This is a genomic window from Burkholderia sp. AU27893 (assembly GCF_002223205.1).
In the GTDB taxonomy this organism is placed as follows: domain Bacteria; phylum Pseudomonadota; class Gammaproteobacteria; order Burkholderiales; family Burkholderiaceae; genus Burkholderia.
On sequence record NZ_NKFD01000001.1, the window covers coordinates 466,455 to 485,451 of the forward strand.

Below are 18,997 nucleotides of genomic sequence, written 5' to 3' on the forward strand. Positions count from 1 at the left end.
AAACACGCAATCGAACCTGAGACTGAGATCGACGCCATGAGCACGCCTCTGAAGACCCTGATCACGAAACTGAACCCGCTGTGCCGCCACGCGACCGAGCGTGCGGCGAGCGCGTGCCTGGCGCGCGGCCACTACGAGGTCGATCTCGAGCACCTGTTCCTCGCGTTGCTCGACGAAGCGACGGGCGACCTGCCGCTCGCCCTGCGCGCGAGCCGCGTCGATCCGCACGCGCTGCACGCCGATCTCGAGCGCGAACTGACGCGCCTGAAGACGGGCAACACGCGTACGCCGGTGTTCTCCGTGCACCTGATCGCGCTGTTCGAACAGGCCTGGCTGATCGCGTCGCTCGACTCGCAGCTCGGCCGCATCCGTTCGGGGCACCTGCTGCTCGCACTGCTGACCGCGCCCGATCTCGCGCAGTTCGCGCAGCGGATGTCGGCGCAGTTCGCGGAAATGAACGTGACGGACCTGAAGCACAAGTTCGACGAGATCATGGCCGGCTCGAGCGAAGCCGAACCGCGTCAGGCGGACGACGAAGGCAGCGACGTCGCGCCGGCCGCCGACGGCTTCGCCCCTGCGGCCGGCCCGTCGAAGACGCCCGCGCTCGACACGTACACGACCAACCTCACGCAGCGCGCACGCGACGGCAAGATCGACCCGGTGATCGGCCGCGAAGCCGAGATCCGCCAGGCGATCGACATCCTGATGCGCCGCCGCCAGAACAACCCGATCATGACCGGCGAGGCCGGCGTCGGCAAAACGGCGGTCGTCGAGGGTCTCGCGCTGCGCATCGCGGCCGACGACGTGCCGCCGCCGCTGCGCGGCGTCGCACTGCACGTGCTCGACATGGGGCTGCTGCAGGCCGGCGCGAGCGTGAAGGGCGAGTTCGAGAATCGCCTGAAGAGCGTGATCGACGAGGTGAAGAAGAGCGCGCATCCGATCATCCTGTTCATCGACGAGGCGCACACGATCATCGGCGCGGGCGGCCAGGCTGGCCAGAACGACGCGGCGAACCTGCTGAAGCCGGCGCTCGCGCGCGGCGAGTTGCGCACGATCGCCGCGACGACGTGGAGCGAATACAAGAAGTACTTCGAGAAGGATGCGGCGCTCGCGCGGCGCTTCCAGGTCGTGAAGGTCGAGGAGCCGAGCGAGCCGCTCGCGGCCGCGATGCTGCGCGGGATGTCCGGCCTGATGGAGAAGCACTTCAACGTGCGGATTCTCGACGACGCGATCACCGAGGCCGTGCGCCTGTCGCATCGCTACATCAGCGGCCGCCAGCTGCCGGACAAGGCGATCAGCGTGCTCGACACCGCGTGCGCGAAGGTCGCGCTCGCGCACAGCGCGACGCCGGCGGCGATCGACGACACGAAGAAGCGCATCGAGCGGATCGACGCGGAGATCGCGTCGCTGGAGCGCGAGGCAGCGGGCGGCGCGTCGCACGACGAGCGGCTCGGCGAGCTGCGCGGCACGCGCGACACGGCGCTCGAACAACTGGCGAAGGACGAGGCGCGCTATGAAGCCGAGCGCGCGATCGTCGCCGAGATCACCGAACTGCGCGAAGCGCTCGACAAGGCACGCGGCCCGTCGGAAGACGGCCAGCCGGTCGACGTGCAGGCCACCCGCGACAAGCTCGCCGAACGCGTCGCGGCGCTGCACGCACTGCAGGGCGGCGAGCCGATGGTGCCGCTGCAGGTCGACGGCCACGTGGTGGCCGAGATCGTCGCCGCGTGGACGGGCATTCCGCTCGGCCGGATGGTGAAGGACGAGATCGACACCGTGATGAACCTGCAGCCGCTGCTCGCCGCGCGCGTGATCGGCCAGGACCACGCGCTGGAAGCGATCGCGCAGCGCGTGCGCACCGCGACCGCGAGCCTCGAGGATCCGAACAAGCCGCGCGGCGTGTTCATGTTCGTCGGGCCGTCGGGCGTCGGCAAGACCGAGACGGCGCTCGCGCTGGCCGACATCCTGTACGGCGGCGAGCGCAAGATGGTCACGATCAACATGAGCGAGTACCAGGAAGCGCACAGCGTGTCGGGCCTGAAGGGCTCGCCGCCGGGCTACGTCGGCTACGGCGAAGGTGGCGTGCTGACCGAGGCCGTGCGCCGCAACCCGTATTCCGTCGTTCTGCTCGACGAGGTCGAGAAGGCGCACCCCGACGTGCTCGAGATGTTCTTCCAGGTGTTCGACAAGGGTGCGATGGACGATGCGGAAGGCCGCGAGATCGACTTCCGCAACACGCTGATCATCCTGACGTCGAACGTCGGTTCCGCCGCGGTGATGCAGGCGTGCCTGAACAAGCCGGCCGAGGAGCTGCCCGATCCGGACGCGCTCGCCGAGACGCTGCGCCCGCAGCTGTACAAGACCTTCAAGCCCGCGTTCCTCGGGCGGATGAAGGTCGTGCCGTACTACCCGATTTCCGACGACGTGCTGGCCGAGATCATCCAGCTGAAGCTCGAGCGGATCCGCCGCCGGATCGAGGCGAACCACAAGGCCGCGTTCGAATGGGACGAGTCGCTCGTCGAGGCGGTGCTCGCGCGCTGCACCGAGGTCGATTCGGGCGCCCGCAACGTCGACCACATCCTGAACGGCACGCTGCTTCCGGAGATCGCGGGCCACGTGCTCGGCCGGATCGCCGACGGCGAGGCCATCGCGCGCATCGCGGTGCGCGCGGACGAGGCCGGCGAATTCACGTACACCGTCGAATGAGCGCGGCCGAGCAACGCAAGCATTTGATGAACTGACCGAACCATGCCGATCAATCTCCCCGAGCTGCTGACGCCGATCAGCGATGCGTCGCCCAGCGGCGACGACCTGCTGTTTTCGAACGAATTCGACGCGATCCAGGATGCGCGGCGCTACGACGATCCGACGCTCGACCAGGGCGAGTGGGTGACCGAGATCAAGGAGGCCGACTGGGGCTTCGTGGTCGACCATGCGGGCGAGCTGCTGCGCACGCGCACGAAGGACCTGCGGCTCGCCGTGTGGCTGACCGAGGCGCTCGCGCTCGAGGACGGCATCACCGGCCTCACCGAAGGCTATGCGCTGCTCGAGGGCCTGTGCCGCGACTTCTGGGACACCGTGCACCCGCTGCCCGAGGACGGCGATACCGAGCACCGGCTCGGCAACGTCGCGTGGTTGTCCGGCCGCACGGCCGAGCTGCTGCGCGCGGTGCCGATGACGGACGGCGCGTCGAATGCGTTCAGCACGCTCGACTGGGAAGTGGCGCAGCACGTCGCGCAGGCCATCAAGCGCGACCCCGAACATGCGGACGACATCGCACGCGGCAAGCCGTCGATCGAGCAGATCGATTCGTCGCGGCGCGTGACGTCGATCGCGTTCTACACCGCGTTGCTCGCGAACCTGAAGGCGTTCGAGTTCGCGCTCGATGCGTTCGAGGAACGGCTCGTCGAGCGCGCGGGCGATTCGGCGCCGAGCTTCCGGCAGGCGCGCGACGCGTTCGAGACCGTGTACCGGCTCGCCGAGCGCTTTGCGCGCGAGCAGGGCTATACGGGCAGCGCGCCGCACACGCAGGCGGCGCAGCAGGCGCAGCCCGAGCGCATCGAGCCGGTGTTCGGCAACCCGATCCAGACGGAGGAGACTCACGTGCAGCCGCAGCCCGTTCCGCGCGCCCCGGTGACGCAGATGATCGCCGGCATCCAGAACCGTGCGCAGGCCGTCGACCAGTTGCGCGCGGTCGCCCGTTACTTCCGCCAGACCGAGCCGCACAGCCCGGTCGCGTATCTCGCCGACAAAGCCGCCGAATGGGCCGACATGCCGCTGCACAAGTGGCTCGAGAGTGTCGTGAAGGACGACGGCTCGCTGTCGCATATTCGTGAGTTGCTGGGCGTGAGGCCGGACGAGCAGTCGTGAAGACGATGGGGTGGCGGCGCGCGTGACGCGTGCCCGGGTACCGTCGTGCGGTGAGAGAAGGGCTCTTTCCTGAGAGCGTGGGCCCCGGCGGGTCCGCGGCAAACAAGAAGATGAGTGACGCATGAACATGACCGATCTGGCACAGGCGATTCGCGGTGGCCTGATTCAGCAGGATCGCCTGCTGAAGACAGACATCCCGTCGCTGCCGAACAACGCGCTGGTGCCGCGCCGGGCCGTGATCTGTTCCGAACTGGGCCGAGACTTCAGCGTGACGCTCGATCTCGTGTCCACCGCGAGCGACGTCGAGCTCAAGACGCTGATCGCGCAGCCGATGACGCTGTGGATCCAGCAGGTGGACCGGTCGTATCTCCCGATCAACGGCTACGTCCATACGGCGCGCCGGCTCGGCACGGACGGCAGCCTGTCGGGCTACCAGCTTACCTTTGCGTCGTGGATGCACTTCCTCAAGTTCCGCAGCGACATGCGGTACTGGCAGGACAAGCCGGTCGACGCGATATTGGCTGACGTATTCGATACGCATCCACAGGCCAAGGGGCGCTATCAGTTTGCGTTGTCAAAGCCGCTGCCGTCGCGGTCCTACTGTCGCCAGAGCGAAACCGACTGGAACTTCGTGCATCGCCTGATGGAAGACGAAGGGCTGTTCGGGTTCTGGCGGCATGCCGAGGACGGCAGCGCGCACACGCTCGTCATCACCGACGACCTGCACGCGCTCGACGAAGTGTCGCCGAATATCGTCCGGTTCGACCGCTCGGGAGCCGGGAGCGAAGCCACCGGATTCACGCAGTGGGCCGCGTCGCGCACCTTGCAGAGTTCGCAGCACACCACGCGCACGTTCGATTACAAATCGCCGTCGACGCCCGGCAATCCGAACGGCACGACGTTGCCCACGAAGGCCGGCCAGGGCGATCTGCCGGGCCAGACGGAGATCTACGAATACACCGGTGCGTACACGTACGCGGGGCAGGATCGCGGCGAGCATCTGTCGAAGATCCGCCTCGAGGAATGGGAGTCGCGCGCGAAACGCTTCTTCGGCGTGGGCGGCGTGCGCGGGATCGACGCCGGGCGACGCTTCACGCTGGCCGATCATCCCGAGCACGACCGCGATTCGGCGCAGGACCGGGAATTCGCGGCCTTGAAGGTGTCGCGGTACATCGAGAACAACCTGCCGATCTCGGACCACGAAGCGAACTTCCCGCACAGCCTGCAGGCGCGGCTTGCGCAGGCGAAAGCCGGGCACGGTGCGGCGGCCGCGTTCGAAGTGGGCCATGACGACGGTTCGGCCGGGTTCTATCTCGTCGAGGTCGAAGCGCAACGCGCGGCGGTGCCGTATCGCAGCCCGTTCGAACACAAGAAGCCCGTGATGCAGCTCGAGACGGCAGTCGTCGTCGGACCGAAGGGCGAAGAGGTGTATACGGACGAGCTGAACCGCATCAAGGTCATGTTCGTCTGGGACCGGCACAACGGGGGCACCGAAACCGCATCGTGCTGGATGCGTGTCGTGCAGTCGGATACCGGCGGCGGCTACGGGGCCGTCCATATTCCGCGGGTCGGTGAGGAAGTGCTGATCGGTTACATCGGTGGGGACTGCGACCGGCCGATCGTCATGCATCGCGTCTACAACGGGGCAACCAAGCCGCAGTGGCACAGCGACGGCATCCTGTCGGGCTTCCGGTCGAAGGAGTACGCGGGGTCGGGGCACAACGAGATGGTGCTCGACGACGCGACCGGCCAGAACCGTGCACGCCTGTTCAGCAGCAGCGCGAATTCGCTGTTGCATCTCGGCTACCTGATCGAGCAGAACGGCAACACGCGGGGCGCGTATCTCGGTTCGGGGTTCGACTTGCGCACCGATGCGTACGGTGCCGTGCGTGCCGGGCAGGGGCTGTACGTCACGACGCATCCGAAAGCGGCGAATAGCCAGCCGCTCGACGTGCGCGAGACGCAACAGCAGCTCGTCAATGCCGAGGGGCTGATCGAATCGTTGTCGCAGGTCAGTGAAGCGCATCAGGCGGAAAGCCTCGGCAACGGTCAAGACGCGCTGAAGACGTTCACCGACGCGACGCAGGAGAGCGTGGCGGGCGCGTCGTCGGGCGGCCGGACCGCCGGCGGCGGGACGGGGAACGCGAATGCGTTCAAGGAGCCGGTGATGCTGTTCGCGAGCCCGGCGGGGATCGGGATGGCGTCGCAGCAGTCGGTGCACGTCGCGAGCGACCGGCAGACCAATATCGTCAGCGGTCAAAGCACCTTCATCACGAGCGGCAAGTCGCTGATCGCCGGCATCCGCGACCGCATCAGCCTGTTCGCGCAGAATGCCGGAATGAAGCTGTTCGCCGCGAAGGGCAACGTCGAGGTTCAGGCGCACGCAGACAACATCGAGCTGACCGCGCAGAAGACGGTGAAGCTGGTGGCGGCGACCGAGGCCATCGATGTGGCTGCGAAGCAGGAGGTCCTGCTGACGTCGGGCGGCGCCTATATCCGGATCAAAGGCGGCAACATCGAGATTCACGCGCCGGGGAAGATCGATATCAAGGGCGCGCAGCACCAGTTCAGCGGGCCGACGAGCATGCCGTATCCGCTGCCCGCGATGCCGGGCGGCACGTGCAAGCAATGCGTGCTGAACGCGCATAGCGGGCGCGAATCGATGGTCGAGGCGGATTGATGGACGAGGTCAACGACACGGGCGATGTGGTCGATCGGGACGACGCCGTCGAGCCAGGCGAAGTCGTCGACACCGCGCCGAATCCGCGCGAGCCGGCGTGGCCGGCGTTCCTGGAATCACTGAAGGCTTCGCTGGCGCATGCGGACGACGACGGCAAGGCGATGCGGCTTTATGTGCTCGTCGATACGCGCGGCTATCAGGAGCTGGATGTGCAGCTCGCGACGGTGCGCGGCCTGCGCTATGCGTCGCTCTGGATCGATACCGGGCTCGATGCCTATACCGATATCGCGCCGTACCTGATCGCGTTCGAGCGCGACGCGCTCGACGACGAGCATGCCGGGCAGCATCGGCTGCTGCGCCAGCTGTGGCTCGATGCAGTCGATCTGCATGCGGTGACGTGGCTGTGGTCGACGTGGACGTTCGATGCGCTCGACGCGCATCTGCGCCGGTATGTGCAGTACAAGCTGCCCAATGGTCGCTCGTACTACCTGTTTTTCTTCGACAACCACGTAATCGAACGTATGCGGCAGGTGTGGAGCGATGAGCAGGCGCGGCAGTTCGTTGCGCCGTTCACCGAGATCCGGTATCGCGATCGGCGGCTCGACGAGGTCGTGTGGCGCAACGATGCGCCGGCGATCGAAGGCGCGGCGCCGGCAGGCGATGCGCCGGGCCTGAGCGAGCAGCAGCACGCTCGGTTGATCGAGCTCGGGTATCCGGACAAGCTCGTGCTGAAGTTTCGCGAGACGATGGGGGCGGTGGTCGACCACCTGTCGGATGTGGACCTTCACGATCAGGTCGTCCAGCAGCTCGATCGCGCGGCGGCGCACGGGATCGTCGATGAGATCGGGCTGCTCTGCTATGTCGTGACCGGCGTGCAGGTTGCGCCGCGGTTCGACGAGCACCCGGCCGTGAAGTCGTCGCTCGAAGCCGTGTCGCGCGGCGAAACGAGCGTCGATGCGGCGCTTGCGTCGATCGACGATGCGACATGGGATGCGATTCGCGACGCGCATGAGCGCGCGTTGCTGGAGGCGCGTAGTGACGTGGCGTAGGTCTGCGGGGGCGGTGGGCCTGCTTGCGCTGGCTTTGAGCTTGAGCGCGTGCGGCAAGTCGGGACCGGTGTATAGCGGGATCTCGGTTATTGCCCACAACTATCTGCCGTACAACCTCGACGGATTTGCGATCACTGACGCACGTGGAAACAAGGCCGGCGGGGGAAACAGCTTGCCGGGCGGCGGGGGCGGGGTGGCCTGCTGCTACAAACTCGAAGGCACGGAATTCATCGTCAAATGGAGTTATGTCGACGTTGACAAGTGGCACAAAGGTAACGAAGAAACGCTGCACGCCGAGGCAAGGGTTGTGATGCCATCGGCCCGGGTTCCGGAAAAGATCGGCGATCGAATTCTCGAAGTGCATTTTTACCCGGATCGTCATGTCGAGCTGCAATTTCCCGGTGCGCTGGCGGATACATCGCGCATTCCGATGATCGATGTGTCGCGCTGGATGTCCAGCTACTACCAGGATCAGTTGAACAGGAAGTACGACGAACGCGAGGATCAGCAGTTTCGACGCATCGTTCGTGTCGTAGCAATGGCATGGCTGAAATACCGACTCACGGATCTCGACGATCTGGAGCAGTACGCCTACTACGACTTGCTCGTGAACGGCCGATTCGATGCACATCCCGAGGTTCAGCGTGTGCTGCAGACGGCTGCCGGTAAGCCGGGTACGTTCGCGAAGTCGATGCAGTCTCTGCCAAAGAGCGTGAGGTTGGCGCTGGCAAGCGATAACTTCAAGCCAGTGGCTGTCCCGGTCATTTCGGACGGGTTGTTGCCGCCGCCGCGCGTGCCGGAGGTGCAGCATGGGTAAGTCGGCTACGTTCGATCAGGGTTGCGAGCAGTCGCCCATCGGCATCGCACGCTGGACGACCTTCGAGCCGTGCGCGAAGGCGATCGATCACAGATGTAAGACAGGCGCTTGCTTGCCACGGAACGGCGGGCGAGGTGGCCTTCGGAAGGGAAACATCGATGCATAGAGGAACGAAACTGGCGCGTATGACCGGTCGTGTTCTGGCGACTTGCCTGTTGTTCGCCGCCGTGACGGCCTGTGGTAAATCCGAGCCGACCTACAGCGGGATTTCGGTCATGGGCCGGAACTATCTGCCGTACAACATGAACGGTTTCACCATCACCGACGCATACGGCAACAAGGCAAGCGGTGGCGGAGACGATCCGCCGGGCGCAGGTGGCGGCAGCGTCGCGTGTTGCTACACGCTCAAGGGCACCGAATTTACGGTCAAGTGGAAGTACTACGACGCAGATCGATGGACGATGGACGACTCGCATGCGCAGCAAGTCGAGACCAAGGTCGTGATGCCGTCGTCGGCCGTTCCCGAGAAAGTCGGCAACCGGATTCTCGAAGTTCATTTCTATCCGGATCGTCACGTCGAGTTTCAGTTCCCCGGCCAACTGCTGGACGAATCGCGCATTCCGGTTGTAGATGTTTCCCGATGGATGGCGACGCACTATCAGGAGCAATTGGACAAGAAATTCGACGATACGGATGGACAGTCGCATCGGCGGATCGCGCGTACCGTCGCGGCTGCGTGGCTGAAATACCATTTGACTGACCGGAATGATCTCGAGCAATACGCGTATTTCAGTTTGCTCGTGAACAGTCGGTTCGATGCGCACCCCGAGATTCAGCGCATCTTGCAGGCCGCTGCCGGCAAGCCGGGGACGTTCGCGAAGTCGATGCAGTCTTTGCCGGAGAGCGTGTTGTCCGCTTTGTCGAATGATGCGTTCGAAGCCGTGGCCGTGCCGGCGATATCCGATGGCTTGTTGCTGCCGCCGCGTACAGGAAATGCGCAGCGTGGATGATCGGATCGGGCACGTCTCGGATGCGATTTGCGATGTAGATGAGCGACGACGGAAACAGATGAGGCGCACGCGGTGGCCTTTGTCGCTGAGGACATTCGGATGATTGGGGCCGGTCCATGCCTGCATGGCTTGCCGGGCGCGATTCAGAAGGGAAACGTCAATGGGTGGAGCAATGAGATTGTCGAGGCTGGTAAGTCGTGTGCTGGCAGGGTGCCTGCTCGTGGTGGCTGTGACCGCGTGCGGGAAGTCGGAGCCGACCTACAGCGGGATTTCGGTCATCGGTCGAAATTATCTGCCGTACAACATGAGCGGCTTCACGATCGCAGACACATTCGGAAATACGGCGAGCGGAGGGGGAGACGACCCGCCGGGCGCAGGAGGCGGTAGCGTCAAATGTTGTTACAAGCTCAAGGGCACGGAATTTGTCGTCAAGTGGAATTACTACGATGTCGACCAGTGGCACAAAGGGAACAAGCAAATGTTCCATGCAGAGACGAAGGTGTCGATGCCGCAGTCCCAGGTGCCTGACGATGAGGGTGCGCGGATTCTCGAAGTGCACTTCTTTCCGGACCGACATGTCGAGTTCCAGTTTCCCGGCGAGATGCTCGACGACGCACGTCTGCCGATTGTCGATGTCGTGAAATGGATGAAGCAGTATCAGGCGCAACTGGACAAACGATACGACGAGCGCGAGGACCAGCAGTTTCGTCGTATTGCCCGTGTCGTTGCGTCGGCGTGGTTGAAATACCGCCTGACCGACCGTGGCGATCTGGAGCAGTACACGTACATCAATCTGCTCTTGAACAGCCGATTCGATACGTATCCCGAAGCTCAGCACGTTTTGCAGACTGCCGCTGGGCAGCCCGGCAATTTCGCGAAGTGGGCGCAGTCACTGCCGAATAACGTTCGCTCGGAGTTGGCGAGCGGGAAATTCAAGCCCGTGGCCGTACCGACGATTGCCGATGGCTTGCTCCCGCAACCGCGCGTAGAGGAGAAACCGCATGGCTGAGAAAATCAAGCTTGATCCGGACGACGCAACACCGATGGCCGTGTACACGCAACTGGTTTCCCGGGACGCGAACCTCTATCCGAAGGGCGACTGCATGCCATGCGGTGCAACGATTCGCATGGGATTTTTCTTCGACGCCTTCGGCCGCAATGCCGATATCGACGACAAGGAGAGTTCGCGATACTCGAATATTTGCCGCTTGTGGGAGGCGCATCGCGATAACGACGACACGCGGCGGCCAGCCAATCAGTTTTGGTACCGCTTCTATTATTCGGGATTGGGCACGCCGCTCAACGAGTCGGCCAAGTCCAACGCGTTGGTCAATGCAGGTGTCGCCGCAGCCAAGATGGCGGCCAAGAAGGCGCAGAGCGGTGCGACGTCGATTGCTGGGACGTTCACACGCGTCAATACGCCGATCAAACAGGCCGACATGAAAAAGCGTGTTTCCGACGTGAAGAAGCAATTTCTCGAAGGAGATTTCTCGCTTCGACCGATCGAGAAGGCGTTCGAGGATCTCCGCAAGGATATCGAGCGCATTCCGGCTCAGGCGAGACGCGTCTTGAATGTGCTGAATGCATCGCCGGAACGATATTGGGAACGGACCAAGGCGACCGGGACGCTGCTGTGGCGCAACACCAAGAACGATTTCAAGACAAACTGGAAGGGAACGCCGATGAAGGCGGCGTGGGGCGTTGCACGCAGCCTCTTCGTTGGCATAGCGATGGAGAACGTGCCGATCGTGCGTGACAACGCCGTGATGGCCGAAGCTTTCGGAACGGGCGTCGATACTCGGTTGATTGCAGCCAAAAAGCAGTTCGAAGCCGCGTACGATGCTGTCAAGCATCAGATGAAGAAGATTCGCGTCATCGAGGTATCGGTGTTTGGCGCAGACCGCGGATGCGTACTTGCGCGGGCGTTCATCAACGATCTAGCAGAGAAATACAAACGCAGGGACGACACGGATCTCGCTATTGACGGCGTGTCGATCCAGATCAAGTTTGTCGGTCTGCTCGATGCCGTTTCATCGGTCATGTCGGAAGAGGCAGGGGAACTGATCGGCATGGTGCCGTATCTGGGGATGATCAAAACCAGCTACAAGGATCGCCCGCTTGGCATACCCGCTAGCGTGCAGCGCTGCGTTCATTTCGCCGCAGCGCACGAGATGCGCTTCTATCAGCGTCTCGACAGTCTCGAGAAAACGCGCGGTGAGCAGTTCCTCTATCCAGGCACGAGCTGCGATGTGGTCGGCGGCGCAACGAATGGGTCGCTCGGGCTGAATGCGGAGCTGATGCGGGTGCCGCTGCGCGACATGCTGCTGGAAGCGCTGAAAGCGGGCGCGGTGATGGATACGATGGAGGATCTCTACCTTTACAAGAACGACACCTTTGGTCGATTCTCGATCGCCGAACCCATCAAGAGCGGTGGCAAGCAATACCGCATCAAGCAACTCGTCGATGCGTATACCGCACTCGTCCCCCGCAAAGCCGGCGTCGATTTCGTCGCGCATTCGAAAGTCTTCCTCCGCTGGATCGCCGTCCGTTACCAGGATCCCGAGTTTCGTCGCACGATGTCCGACCCAGTCACCGACTGGAAGCGCAACATGGCCGATGCCGACCTTCAGCGCAAGACGACGAAATCCCAACTCGACTGGGAACTGCAGCGTCAAGGCATCAACATGAGCATGCTGGCCAGCCGAAGCCCGGCCGATCAGGCGACGTTGAAGGGGATGAAAGCGGCAAGCGATGCAGCGCAAAAGCGTTACGAGAAGCTGGTCGCGGAGGCGCCGAAGGACTACACGACCGTGTGGGAGCGCCTTCACAAGGAGTCGGAAAAGATGCTGCGCCGCGCGGCTGTCCAGGACGGCCTGCGGAAATCTGCGGAGCACGTTCGGAACCTGCCCGATTCGTGGGATTCCAACAACAAGATGAGCGCGGATGTGATCGAGTCGACCATGCTGCCCGAACCCCAAATGGAGCTCGTGTCGGCCTGGAAGGAAGGGATCGAAGGCAAGCACCCGCTTCCGCCAGACGTGATGGCACTGTTCGACATGCTCGTCCACGACACACTGCTGACGAGCTGGCAGGACCATGTGCTGGCGCCGTCACTGTACTTCCGGACACGCGACAAGGATACGTTCGGGTCGAGTGATCTCGACAAGGAAGCGAAGCAGCGCAAGAAGGACGACCTCGCCGCCGCCCGTATCGACCAGGCCGCCAAGCAGAGCCAGGAATGGGCGAAAAGGTACAAGGGCGGCGCGACGCCTCCCGTTCATTGACGGCCGGTAGCCGCCCATGAAAAACGGGCGGCGACAATTCCCGTCGCCGCCCGCATCGGATGATCGCCCGCCGGCTCGCGATGGAGCCGGCCGCCCCGCAAATTTACTGCCCCACCCGAAACTCGATCCGCCGATTCCTTGCCCGCCCATCCGCCGTATCGTTCGGCGCGATCGGTTGATCCGGCCCGACGCCCGTCGTCGTCATCTGCTGCGGCGGAATGCTCTTCGTGATCAGGTAGCCCTTCACCGAATCCGCGCGCGCCTGGCTCAGCGCGATGTTCGACGTGCGGTTCCCCGAGTTGTCGGTGTGGCCGATGATGTCGACCGTGCGGTTCGGCATCTTCGCAAGTGCCGCCGCCATCTGGTCGAGGATCAGCTTGCCCTGCGGCGTGAGCGTCGCGCTGCCCGTCTCGAACTCGATCGTCCGGTTGGCAAGCGTCTGGTCGAGCACGCCCTGTTCGGACGCCGACACGCGCAGCCCGTTCTTGATCGTATACGTCGGGTTCAGCGTGTTCGCCATGTCGCTCGCGAGCTGCTGGCGTTGCGCCTCGTTGTGCACCTCGCCCTTCATCTCGATCTGCGTGCCGTTGATCTTCAGCTGCCCCTTGCTGATCTGCTTGAGCTGCGTGCCGAGCAGCTTCTGCACGTTCGCGCTCCAGTTCGGCGGCGTGGCGACATCGCCCACTTCGATCTGGTCGACGACGTTCGTCGCGCCGTAGGTATCGCGCAGCTTCTGCAGCACGGCGGCCTTGGTCGCCTCGTCGGGCACCTTGCCGCCGACGACCACCTGGCCGGGCGTCGCGGTCGCGGGCGGCGGCGTGACGGTGTTCGCGGTGCCGGCCGTGCCGTGCACGACGGCGCCGGACGCCGTCCCCGGCGCGGCGCCGGGGTTCGCGGACAGCGCGGTGGTCGCGACCGTGCCGTTGCCGACCGGTGTGACGGTCGCGCCGGTGTTCTGCGCGAAGGCCGCGCCGCTGGCGAAGAGCCCGGCAGCGAGGAGGGCGGCGACGGCGGGCGAGCGCGCGGCCGAAAAGCGCGCGCGCCGGGCTTGAATCGTGCGATGCATCCCGTCAGCCTCCGATGAACGCTTCGCGGAACGCGTCGATGGCGACACGCAGCGAGAGTTGCGGTTGGTCGAGGTAGCTGACGAGCTTGCTGATCTGGTGATCGTTTTGCGCATGGGCGTCGATCCACTCGGGATCGTCGATGTCGATGTTGTGGGCGGCGTAGGTCTGCGGGTCGACGACGCTCAGCAGCGTCTTCGCCGACGCGCCGTTGAAGCCGATGATGAGGCGTTCGCGCTCGGCGATCGTGCCGATGAAGATTGCGAGCTCGAAGTCGGCCTGCGCGACGAACGGTGCGATCAGTTCGAGCCAGAACGCGGCGACGAGGCTGCGGTAGAACGGATCTACCGGCAGCGGCAGCGTGAGGCCGCGCTCGATGTGCGACGAGCCGCTCTGCATCACCGGCCGCAGCAGCGAGCCGAGCGCGAGCATCGCGCCGCGCAGCCGCACCGGATGACCGCTTTCCAGCAGCATCTCCTGGAGGCCGTGCAGCGTCTGGTGCTCGACGAAATCGTTGAAGGTGCCGTCATGCGATGTGCCGGGGCCGCCGATGTCGATCGGCACCTGCGTGTCGCCGAGCGCCTGCAGCGCGCCGGGCGGCTCGTCCTTGCCGAGCAGCGGCGGGATCTGCGTGGCGACGCGCGACCACAGCCGCGCGAACGCGAGCGGGCTGCGCGCGAGGAACGCGAGCGGCCGGTCGACCTCGAGCGCGGTCGCGCCGAGGAACGGGAAGCGGCGCATCGACACGTCGTGGCTCGCGACCATGTGGCCCGCGATCGCGAGCTTGCTGCGCGAGCCGAGGAACGCGAAATGCATCGGCTTTGCATCCTCGTAGACGAGCTTCCAGCGCGGATCTTCCGCGAGCAGTTCGAGCGCCTGCGCGATCCAGCGGTCGAGCGTCTGCAGCAACTGCGGGTTGTGCGGGCTCTTCACGAAGTCGCCGCGCGACGGGATCTTGCCGAAGTAGGCGATCTGCGCCTGTACGGTTTGCGTCATTGCGCCCCCTGGGCATGCGTTGCGTTGGCGGCCCCGACGGCCGGCGCTGCGGCCGGCGTGCCCGTGCCGGCGGTCTGGGTTGCGTTCTGCGCGGCACCCGCGCTGGCGTCGGCGACCGACGACGGCAGCTGCAGGCCGCGCAGGCTCTGCTGCTGCGGCTGGTCACCGCCGCCGCCGGACGGTTGCGACGTGCTGATGATGCGCATCGTCACCGACACGTTCACGCTGCCCTGCGCCCACGTCAGGTCGAAGGTGCCGTCCGGACGGCGCTTGCGTTGCGCCGAGTTGATCAGCTTCTCGAGACCGTAGCGGCCCGGCTCGTTGACGAGCTGCACCGTGCGGCCGTCGAAGGTCGTCGCGGACAGCGTCGCGCCCGGCGAGCCCTGCGGGTTCGGCCACACGAAGTTGGTCCACTGCGGCGGCGTGTTGCGGTAGCGCAGCTGCTGGCCGTCGATCGCGATCGTGTATTCCGTCGTGCCCGTGCTCGGCTGCGGCAGGATCTGGAACACGGTCTGCGGCTCGGACGACGCGGCGGCGCTGCCTGCTGCTCCGCCTGCAAGCGGCGCGACCCAGCGTGCGAAGCCGTTCGTGAAGTCCGGCGTGAGGCCGATGCCCATGTCGCCCCACGTGCGGGCGGCGAGGGTGTCGCCGCGGCGCACCGCGAGCGGCCCGAGCGTCGTGCCGACGAACTTCGCGATCGAGCCGTCCGGACCGAACACCTGCGCGATTTCACCGGCGCCGGCCTCGACCTTCGCGCTCGCCGCGAACGGGTACTTCGTCGCGAGCGAGTTCTGGAACGGCTGGTAGACCTGCGCGTTCCACACCTTGTTGACTTCGGCGCTGGCCGGCTGGATCACGACCGCGAACGCCTGCATCAGCGGCCGCACCAGCAGCGGCCGCAGCGACTTGCGTTGCGAGTCGGTGAGGCCCGTCAGCATCTGCTCGTCGACGAGCTTCAGCGAATCGGCGAGTTCCGAACCGTTGCCGTCGAGCGTCTGCTGCATCAGCTGGCGTGCGCCCGGGCCCGGGTCGCCCTGGTTCTTGATCACGTTGAAGCGCGTGCGGACCTTCGACAGCGATTCCATGTAGCCCTTGAGCATCGACGTGCCGTCATGCGTCGCGACGATCCGCGCGAGCCCGATGAACTCCTGGCCGATCGGACCCATCGGCACCTCGGCCGGATTGCCGTTGATGTCGATGTTGGCGGCCGCGACCTGGCCGGCCGGCGAGCGCGAGAACAGTTGCTTGACCCAGTTCACGACGCCCGTCTGCGCCTTCTTGATCGTCACGTTCGCGAGCGACGGGTTGTCCCACGAAGTCTGGTCGTACGCGGTCTCGAGGATCTTGCGGATCGGCGAATCCTGCGGGTCGCCGAGGCGGTTCATCCCGTCGACGGCCTGGCCGAAGCTGCTGAAGCCCTGCACCGCGATGCCCTGCATGAACTTCTGCCAGTGCTGCGCGTACTCGGTCTTGTACATGCCGACCAGCGTCTTCTGGATCTGCTCGGGGCTGCCCTCGAGCGTCAGGTCGTCCTGCGTCGACGTGTTCAGCACCCAGTCCTTCGCCTGCAGTTCCTTGGTCGCCGCGTCGCGGATCGCCGGCTGCACGTAGTCGAACCACGCTTCACGCGTGAACGTGCCCGGAATCGCGTAGCTGCCTGCCACGAGCCCCTGGTTGCCGTCGCCGACGATGCGCGCGATGGTCATCGGCGCGAAGCGGGTCGACGCGCGCGCCTTGATTTCCTCATAGACGCGCTGGCGGGCCGGCATCCCGCGCACGACGTGTCGCAGGTTCTCGCGGGTCTGGTCGACGAGCGCGAGGTTCGCGTCGATCATCGGCCAGTTGTCGTCGTTCACGCGGGCCAGGTAGAACGAGATCATGCGCTCCGCGCTCTTGATCATCTCGTCACGCGGCATGTTGCCGCGATTCGTCTCGAGCCAGCCGCGCCAGAAGCGGGCGAGCTGGTCGGTCAGGTGCGCCTGCTCGACGTGACGCTTGTCGGACAGCATCAGGTACGTCTTGAGCGCGTTGTACGCGTCCTGCACGTTGGTCGGCGACGCGTCGCTGTAGAGGCCGCCCTGCGGTGCGGCCGGCTGCTGCGCCGCGGCCGGCGCGGCGCCGGACGCGGCCAGTGCGGCACCGGCCTGCGGCGCGGCGCCCGCCGCGTTCGTCGAGACCGGCATCGTGCCGCCCTGCACGGCGCCCGATTCGGGCGGGCGCGTCATCGGCACGAGCTGTTCGGGGTGCGCGTTCACGTCCTTCATGAACGACGCGAGGTTCTGCGACACCGGGGCGAGCAGGATCTGGCGCACGCCGTTGTAGTACTCGGTCAGCAGGTGCTGCTCGAGACGGTCGCCCTGGTACAGGCCGAGCGACACCGAAATCGGCTTGTCGCGGCGGAACTGCTCGAGCTGCTCGATCCGGTCCTCGAGGATGTCCATCGCCTGCAGGCGCGACTGCAGGTCGTTGCGGCCCTGCTGCAGGCGCGTGACGTTGTCGAGGTCGGCCTGCACGTTCGCGACGAGCTGCTGGTTGCCGATCGTCGACCAGGTCCAGCCGCCCAGCGCGAGCGCAAGCGCCGCGACGAAGCCGAAGAAGGTCGCGTAGCGCAGCCGCGTCTTGGTCGGGCTCGCGAACTGCCGCACCGTCTGGCGGTCCGCGAAGATCACCTTCGAGAACAGGTCGCGCAGGAAGAAGCCGTTCTTCGAGAATGCGCTGTGCGGCTTCGGCAGCGCGGCGCCGTCGAGGCCGAAGCGATGCGCGATGCGCTGCGCGGCCGCGCTGTTGGTTTCGCCTTCCTGCAGCGCGCTGGTGAAGTAGAAGCCGCGGAAGATCGGCTTGTACTGGAACGGGTTGTTCTCGAACAGCGTCGCGAGGAATGCGCGCAGCGACGGCTTGATCGTCGAGAATTCGAGCGGGAAGCTCAGCTGGCCCGGCGACAGCTGGTTGCCGCGCGACAGCGACAGCTGTGCGACGCTGATCTCCTTCAGCCCTTCGTAGAGTTCCTCGAAGTGCGTGTCGAACTGCGCGACGACGTCACGCTTGTCGTCGGGTTCGTAGGGCAGGGTGGCGCCCCACACGCGGTCGTACTCGTGCTTGTCGCTGCTGCTGAAGAATTCGGTGAAGCCGGTGATCAGGTCGGCCTTCGTGAACATCACGTAGACCGGCGCGAACACTTCGAGCTTCTCCGTCAGCTCCTGAACGCGCTGGCGGAGGTTTTTCGCGAGGTTGATCGCGAATTCGGGGCGGTTGCCGGTGAGTTCGGCGATGCTCGCGGTGACGATGATGCCGTTGATCGGCGCCTTCGGGCGGTAGCGCTTGAGCAGGCCGAGGAAGCCGAGCCACTCGCTGCGGTCTTCTTCATGCACCGAATAGCGGCCGGCCGTATCGAGCAGGATCCCCTCGGTCGTGAAGAACCAGTCGCAGTTGCGCGTACCGCCGATGCCGTGGATCACGGCGCTGTTCTTGTCCGCGAACGGGAATTGCAGGCCGGAATTGAGCACGGCGCTGCTCTTGCCCGCGGCCGGGTTGCCGATCACGATGTACCAAGGCAGTTCGTACAGCGCGGAGCCGCCCGACACCTGGCCGATCTTCGACGTCTTGATCGTCTTCACCGCATCCGACAGGCGCGTGCGCAGCACGTCGAGGTCGGCCGTCTTCGCGTCGGGGGCGAGCGCGGCGGCGGCGGGCGCGGCGATCTTGCCGGTTTCCGCCTGCTCTTCCAGTACCTGGCCGAGCTGCTGGTTCGCGCGCTTCACGCGCCAGCGGCGCCACAGCGCGACGACGAGCCACAGCGCGAGGATCGCCGCGAAGGCGATCGCCGCCCACAGGAGCGGCAACTGCAGCATGTCGGCGACGATGAACAGAATGGCCGCTAGCGCGACGATCCCGACGATCGAGAGCGTACGCGGATGAGTCAGCACGTTGAGGATGCGTTGCATAGGACGTTCAGGTTCCGGTGCGATTCGATGAGGCGACGCAGGCGCGCCGAGCGGCAAGGGTGGCGCCGCGATGTGTCGCCATGCTGTCAAACGGGATGAAGGGGGCTGGCATCAATGCGCCCGCGGCATCGGAGAAGGCGCGCGCATTAACGAAAGGACGCTGTGAGATTTAAAACGGAAGCGGCGGCCGGAAAAAATCGCGCACCGGAATGCATGATTTTTTGCGCCGCCCATATCGTTTCCTGCCGGGATATTAAAAAGCCCCATGCCGCCCTCATTATTTCCT

General features: G+C 65.1%; 11 protein-coding genes. 8 read left to right on the forward strand and 3 right to left on the reverse strand.

From position 1 onward, the window contains the following. Positions 1–36: 36 nt before the first annotated feature. From tssH to CFB47_RS02260, 8 genes are all read left to right on the forward strand, one after another. Positions 37–2,706, forward strand: coding sequence for a type VI secretion system ATPase TssH (tssH, locus tag CFB47_RS02225; RefSeq protein ID WP_089460367.1), 2,670 nt, complete (start codon positions 37–39; stop codon positions 2,704–2,706). A 42-nt stretch (positions 2,707–2,748) separates the two neighbouring features. Beyond that, positions 2,749–3,870, forward strand: a complete 1,122-nt coding sequence (gene tssA / locus CFB47_RS02230; RefSeq protein ID WP_089439100.1) for a type VI secretion system protein TssA — start codon at positions 2,749–2,751, stop codon at positions 3,868–3,870. A gap of 121 nt (positions 3,871–3,991) precedes the next feature. Beyond that, the gene (locus tag CFB47_RS02235; RefSeq protein WP_089460368.1) at positions 3,992–6,550 is read left to right on the forward strand and encodes a type VI secretion system Vgr family protein; all 2,559 of its coding nucleotides are present in this window, start codon (positions 3,992–3,994) and stop codon (positions 6,548–6,550) included. After that, entirely contained in the window at positions 6,550–7,599 is a 1,050-nt protein-coding gene (locus CFB47_RS02240; RefSeq protein WP_089460369.1) for a DUF4123 domain-containing protein, read from the forward strand. The genes CFB47_RS02235 and CFB47_RS02240 overlap by 1 nt, the downstream gene beginning before the upstream one ends. Continuing rightward, positions 7,586–8,416, forward strand: coding sequence for a hypothetical protein (locus CFB47_RS02245; RefSeq protein ID WP_179258912.1), 831 nt, complete (start codon positions 7,586–7,588; stop codon positions 8,414–8,416). The genes CFB47_RS02240 and CFB47_RS02245 overlap by 14 nt, the downstream gene beginning before the upstream one ends. Before the next feature lie 158 nt (positions 8,417–8,574). After that, a complete protein-coding gene (locus CFB47_RS02250) occupies positions 8,575–9,426 on the forward strand; it encodes a DUF3304 domain-containing protein (RefSeq protein WP_089460371.1) in 852 nt (283 codons plus the stop codon). Positions 9,427–9,598: 172 nt separating this feature from the next. Beyond that, a complete protein-coding gene (locus CFB47_RS02255; RefSeq protein WP_089460372.1) occupies positions 9,599–10,435 on the forward strand; it encodes a DUF3304 domain-containing protein in 837 nt (278 codons plus the stop codon). Continuing rightward, positions 10,428–12,710, forward strand: a complete 2,283-nt coding sequence (locus tag CFB47_RS02260) for a DUF2235 domain-containing protein (RefSeq protein WP_089460373.1) — start codon at positions 10,428–10,430, stop codon at positions 12,708–12,710. Before CFB47_RS02255 ends, CFB47_RS02260 begins: the two co-directional genes overlap by 8 nt. Positions 12,711–12,813: 103 nt before the next feature. Here the strand turns inward: CFB47_RS02260 and CFB47_RS02265 are convergent, their stop codons facing one another. The 3 genes from CFB47_RS02265 to tssM are packed head-to-tail and all read right to left on the reverse strand — an operon-like array spanning position 12,814 to position 18,711. Next, positions 12,814–13,776, reverse strand: a complete 963-nt coding sequence (locus tag CFB47_RS02265; protein ID WP_179258913.1) for an OmpA family protein — start codon at positions 13,774–13,776, stop codon at positions 12,814–12,816. 4 nt (positions 13,777–13,780) lie between these two features. Continuing rightward, positions 13,781–14,770: a type VI secretion system-associated protein TagF gene (gene tagF / locus CFB47_RS02270; RefSeq protein WP_069246999.1), complete on the reverse strand. Its 990-nt coding sequence runs from the start codon at positions 14,768–14,770 to the stop codon at positions 13,781–13,783. Continuing rightward, on the reverse strand, positions 14,767–18,711 hold the full coding sequence (tssM, locus tag CFB47_RS02275; RefSeq protein WP_089460374.1) for a type VI secretion system membrane subunit TssM: 3,945 nt from the start codon (positions 18,709–18,711) through the stop codon (positions 14,767–14,769). The genes tagF and tssM overlap by 4 nt, the downstream gene beginning before the upstream one ends. Between the last annotated feature and the right edge of the window lie 286 nt (positions 18,712–18,997).

What these genes read in the sequence shown, in the direction of transcription:
- CFB47_RS02240 (WP_089460369.1), top strand. Translation starts at nt 6,550, where the DNA reads ATGGACGAGGTCAACGACACGGGCGATGTGGTCGATCGGGACGACGCC.
- tagF (WP_069246999.1), bottom strand. Translation starts at nt 14,770, where the DNA reads ATGACGCAAACCGTACAGGCGCAGATCGCCTACTTCGGCAAGATCCCG.
- CFB47_RS02265 (WP_179258913.1), bottom strand. Translation starts at nt 13,776, where the DNA reads ATGCATCGCACGATTCAAGCCCGGCGCGCGCGCTTTTCGGCCGCGCGC.
- tssA (WP_089439100.1), top strand. Translation starts at nt 2,749, where the DNA reads ATGCCGATCAATCTCCCCGAGCTGCTGACGCCGATCAGCGATGCGTCG.
- CFB47_RS02235 (WP_089460368.1), top strand. Translation starts at nt 3,992, where the DNA reads ATGAACATGACCGATCTGGCACAGGCGATTCGCGGTGGCCTGATTCAG.
- CFB47_RS02255 (WP_089460372.1), top strand. Translation starts at nt 9,599, where the DNA reads ATGAGATTGTCGAGGCTGGTAAGTCGTGTGCTGGCAGGGTGCCTGCTC.
- CFB47_RS02250 (WP_089460371.1), top strand. Translation starts at nt 8,575, where the DNA reads ATGCATAGAGGAACGAAACTGGCGCGTATGACCGGTCGTGTTCTGGCG.
- CFB47_RS02260 (WP_089460373.1), top strand. Translation starts at nt 10,428, where the DNA reads ATGGCTGAGAAAATCAAGCTTGATCCGGACGACGCAACACCGATGGCC.
- tssM (WP_089460374.1), bottom strand. Translation starts at nt 18,711, where the DNA reads ATGCAACGCATCCTCAACGTGCTGACTCATCCGCGTACGCTCTCGATC.
- tssH (WP_089460367.1), top strand. Translation starts at nt 37, where the DNA reads ATGAGCACGCCTCTGAAGACCCTGATCACGAAACTGAACCCGCTGTGC.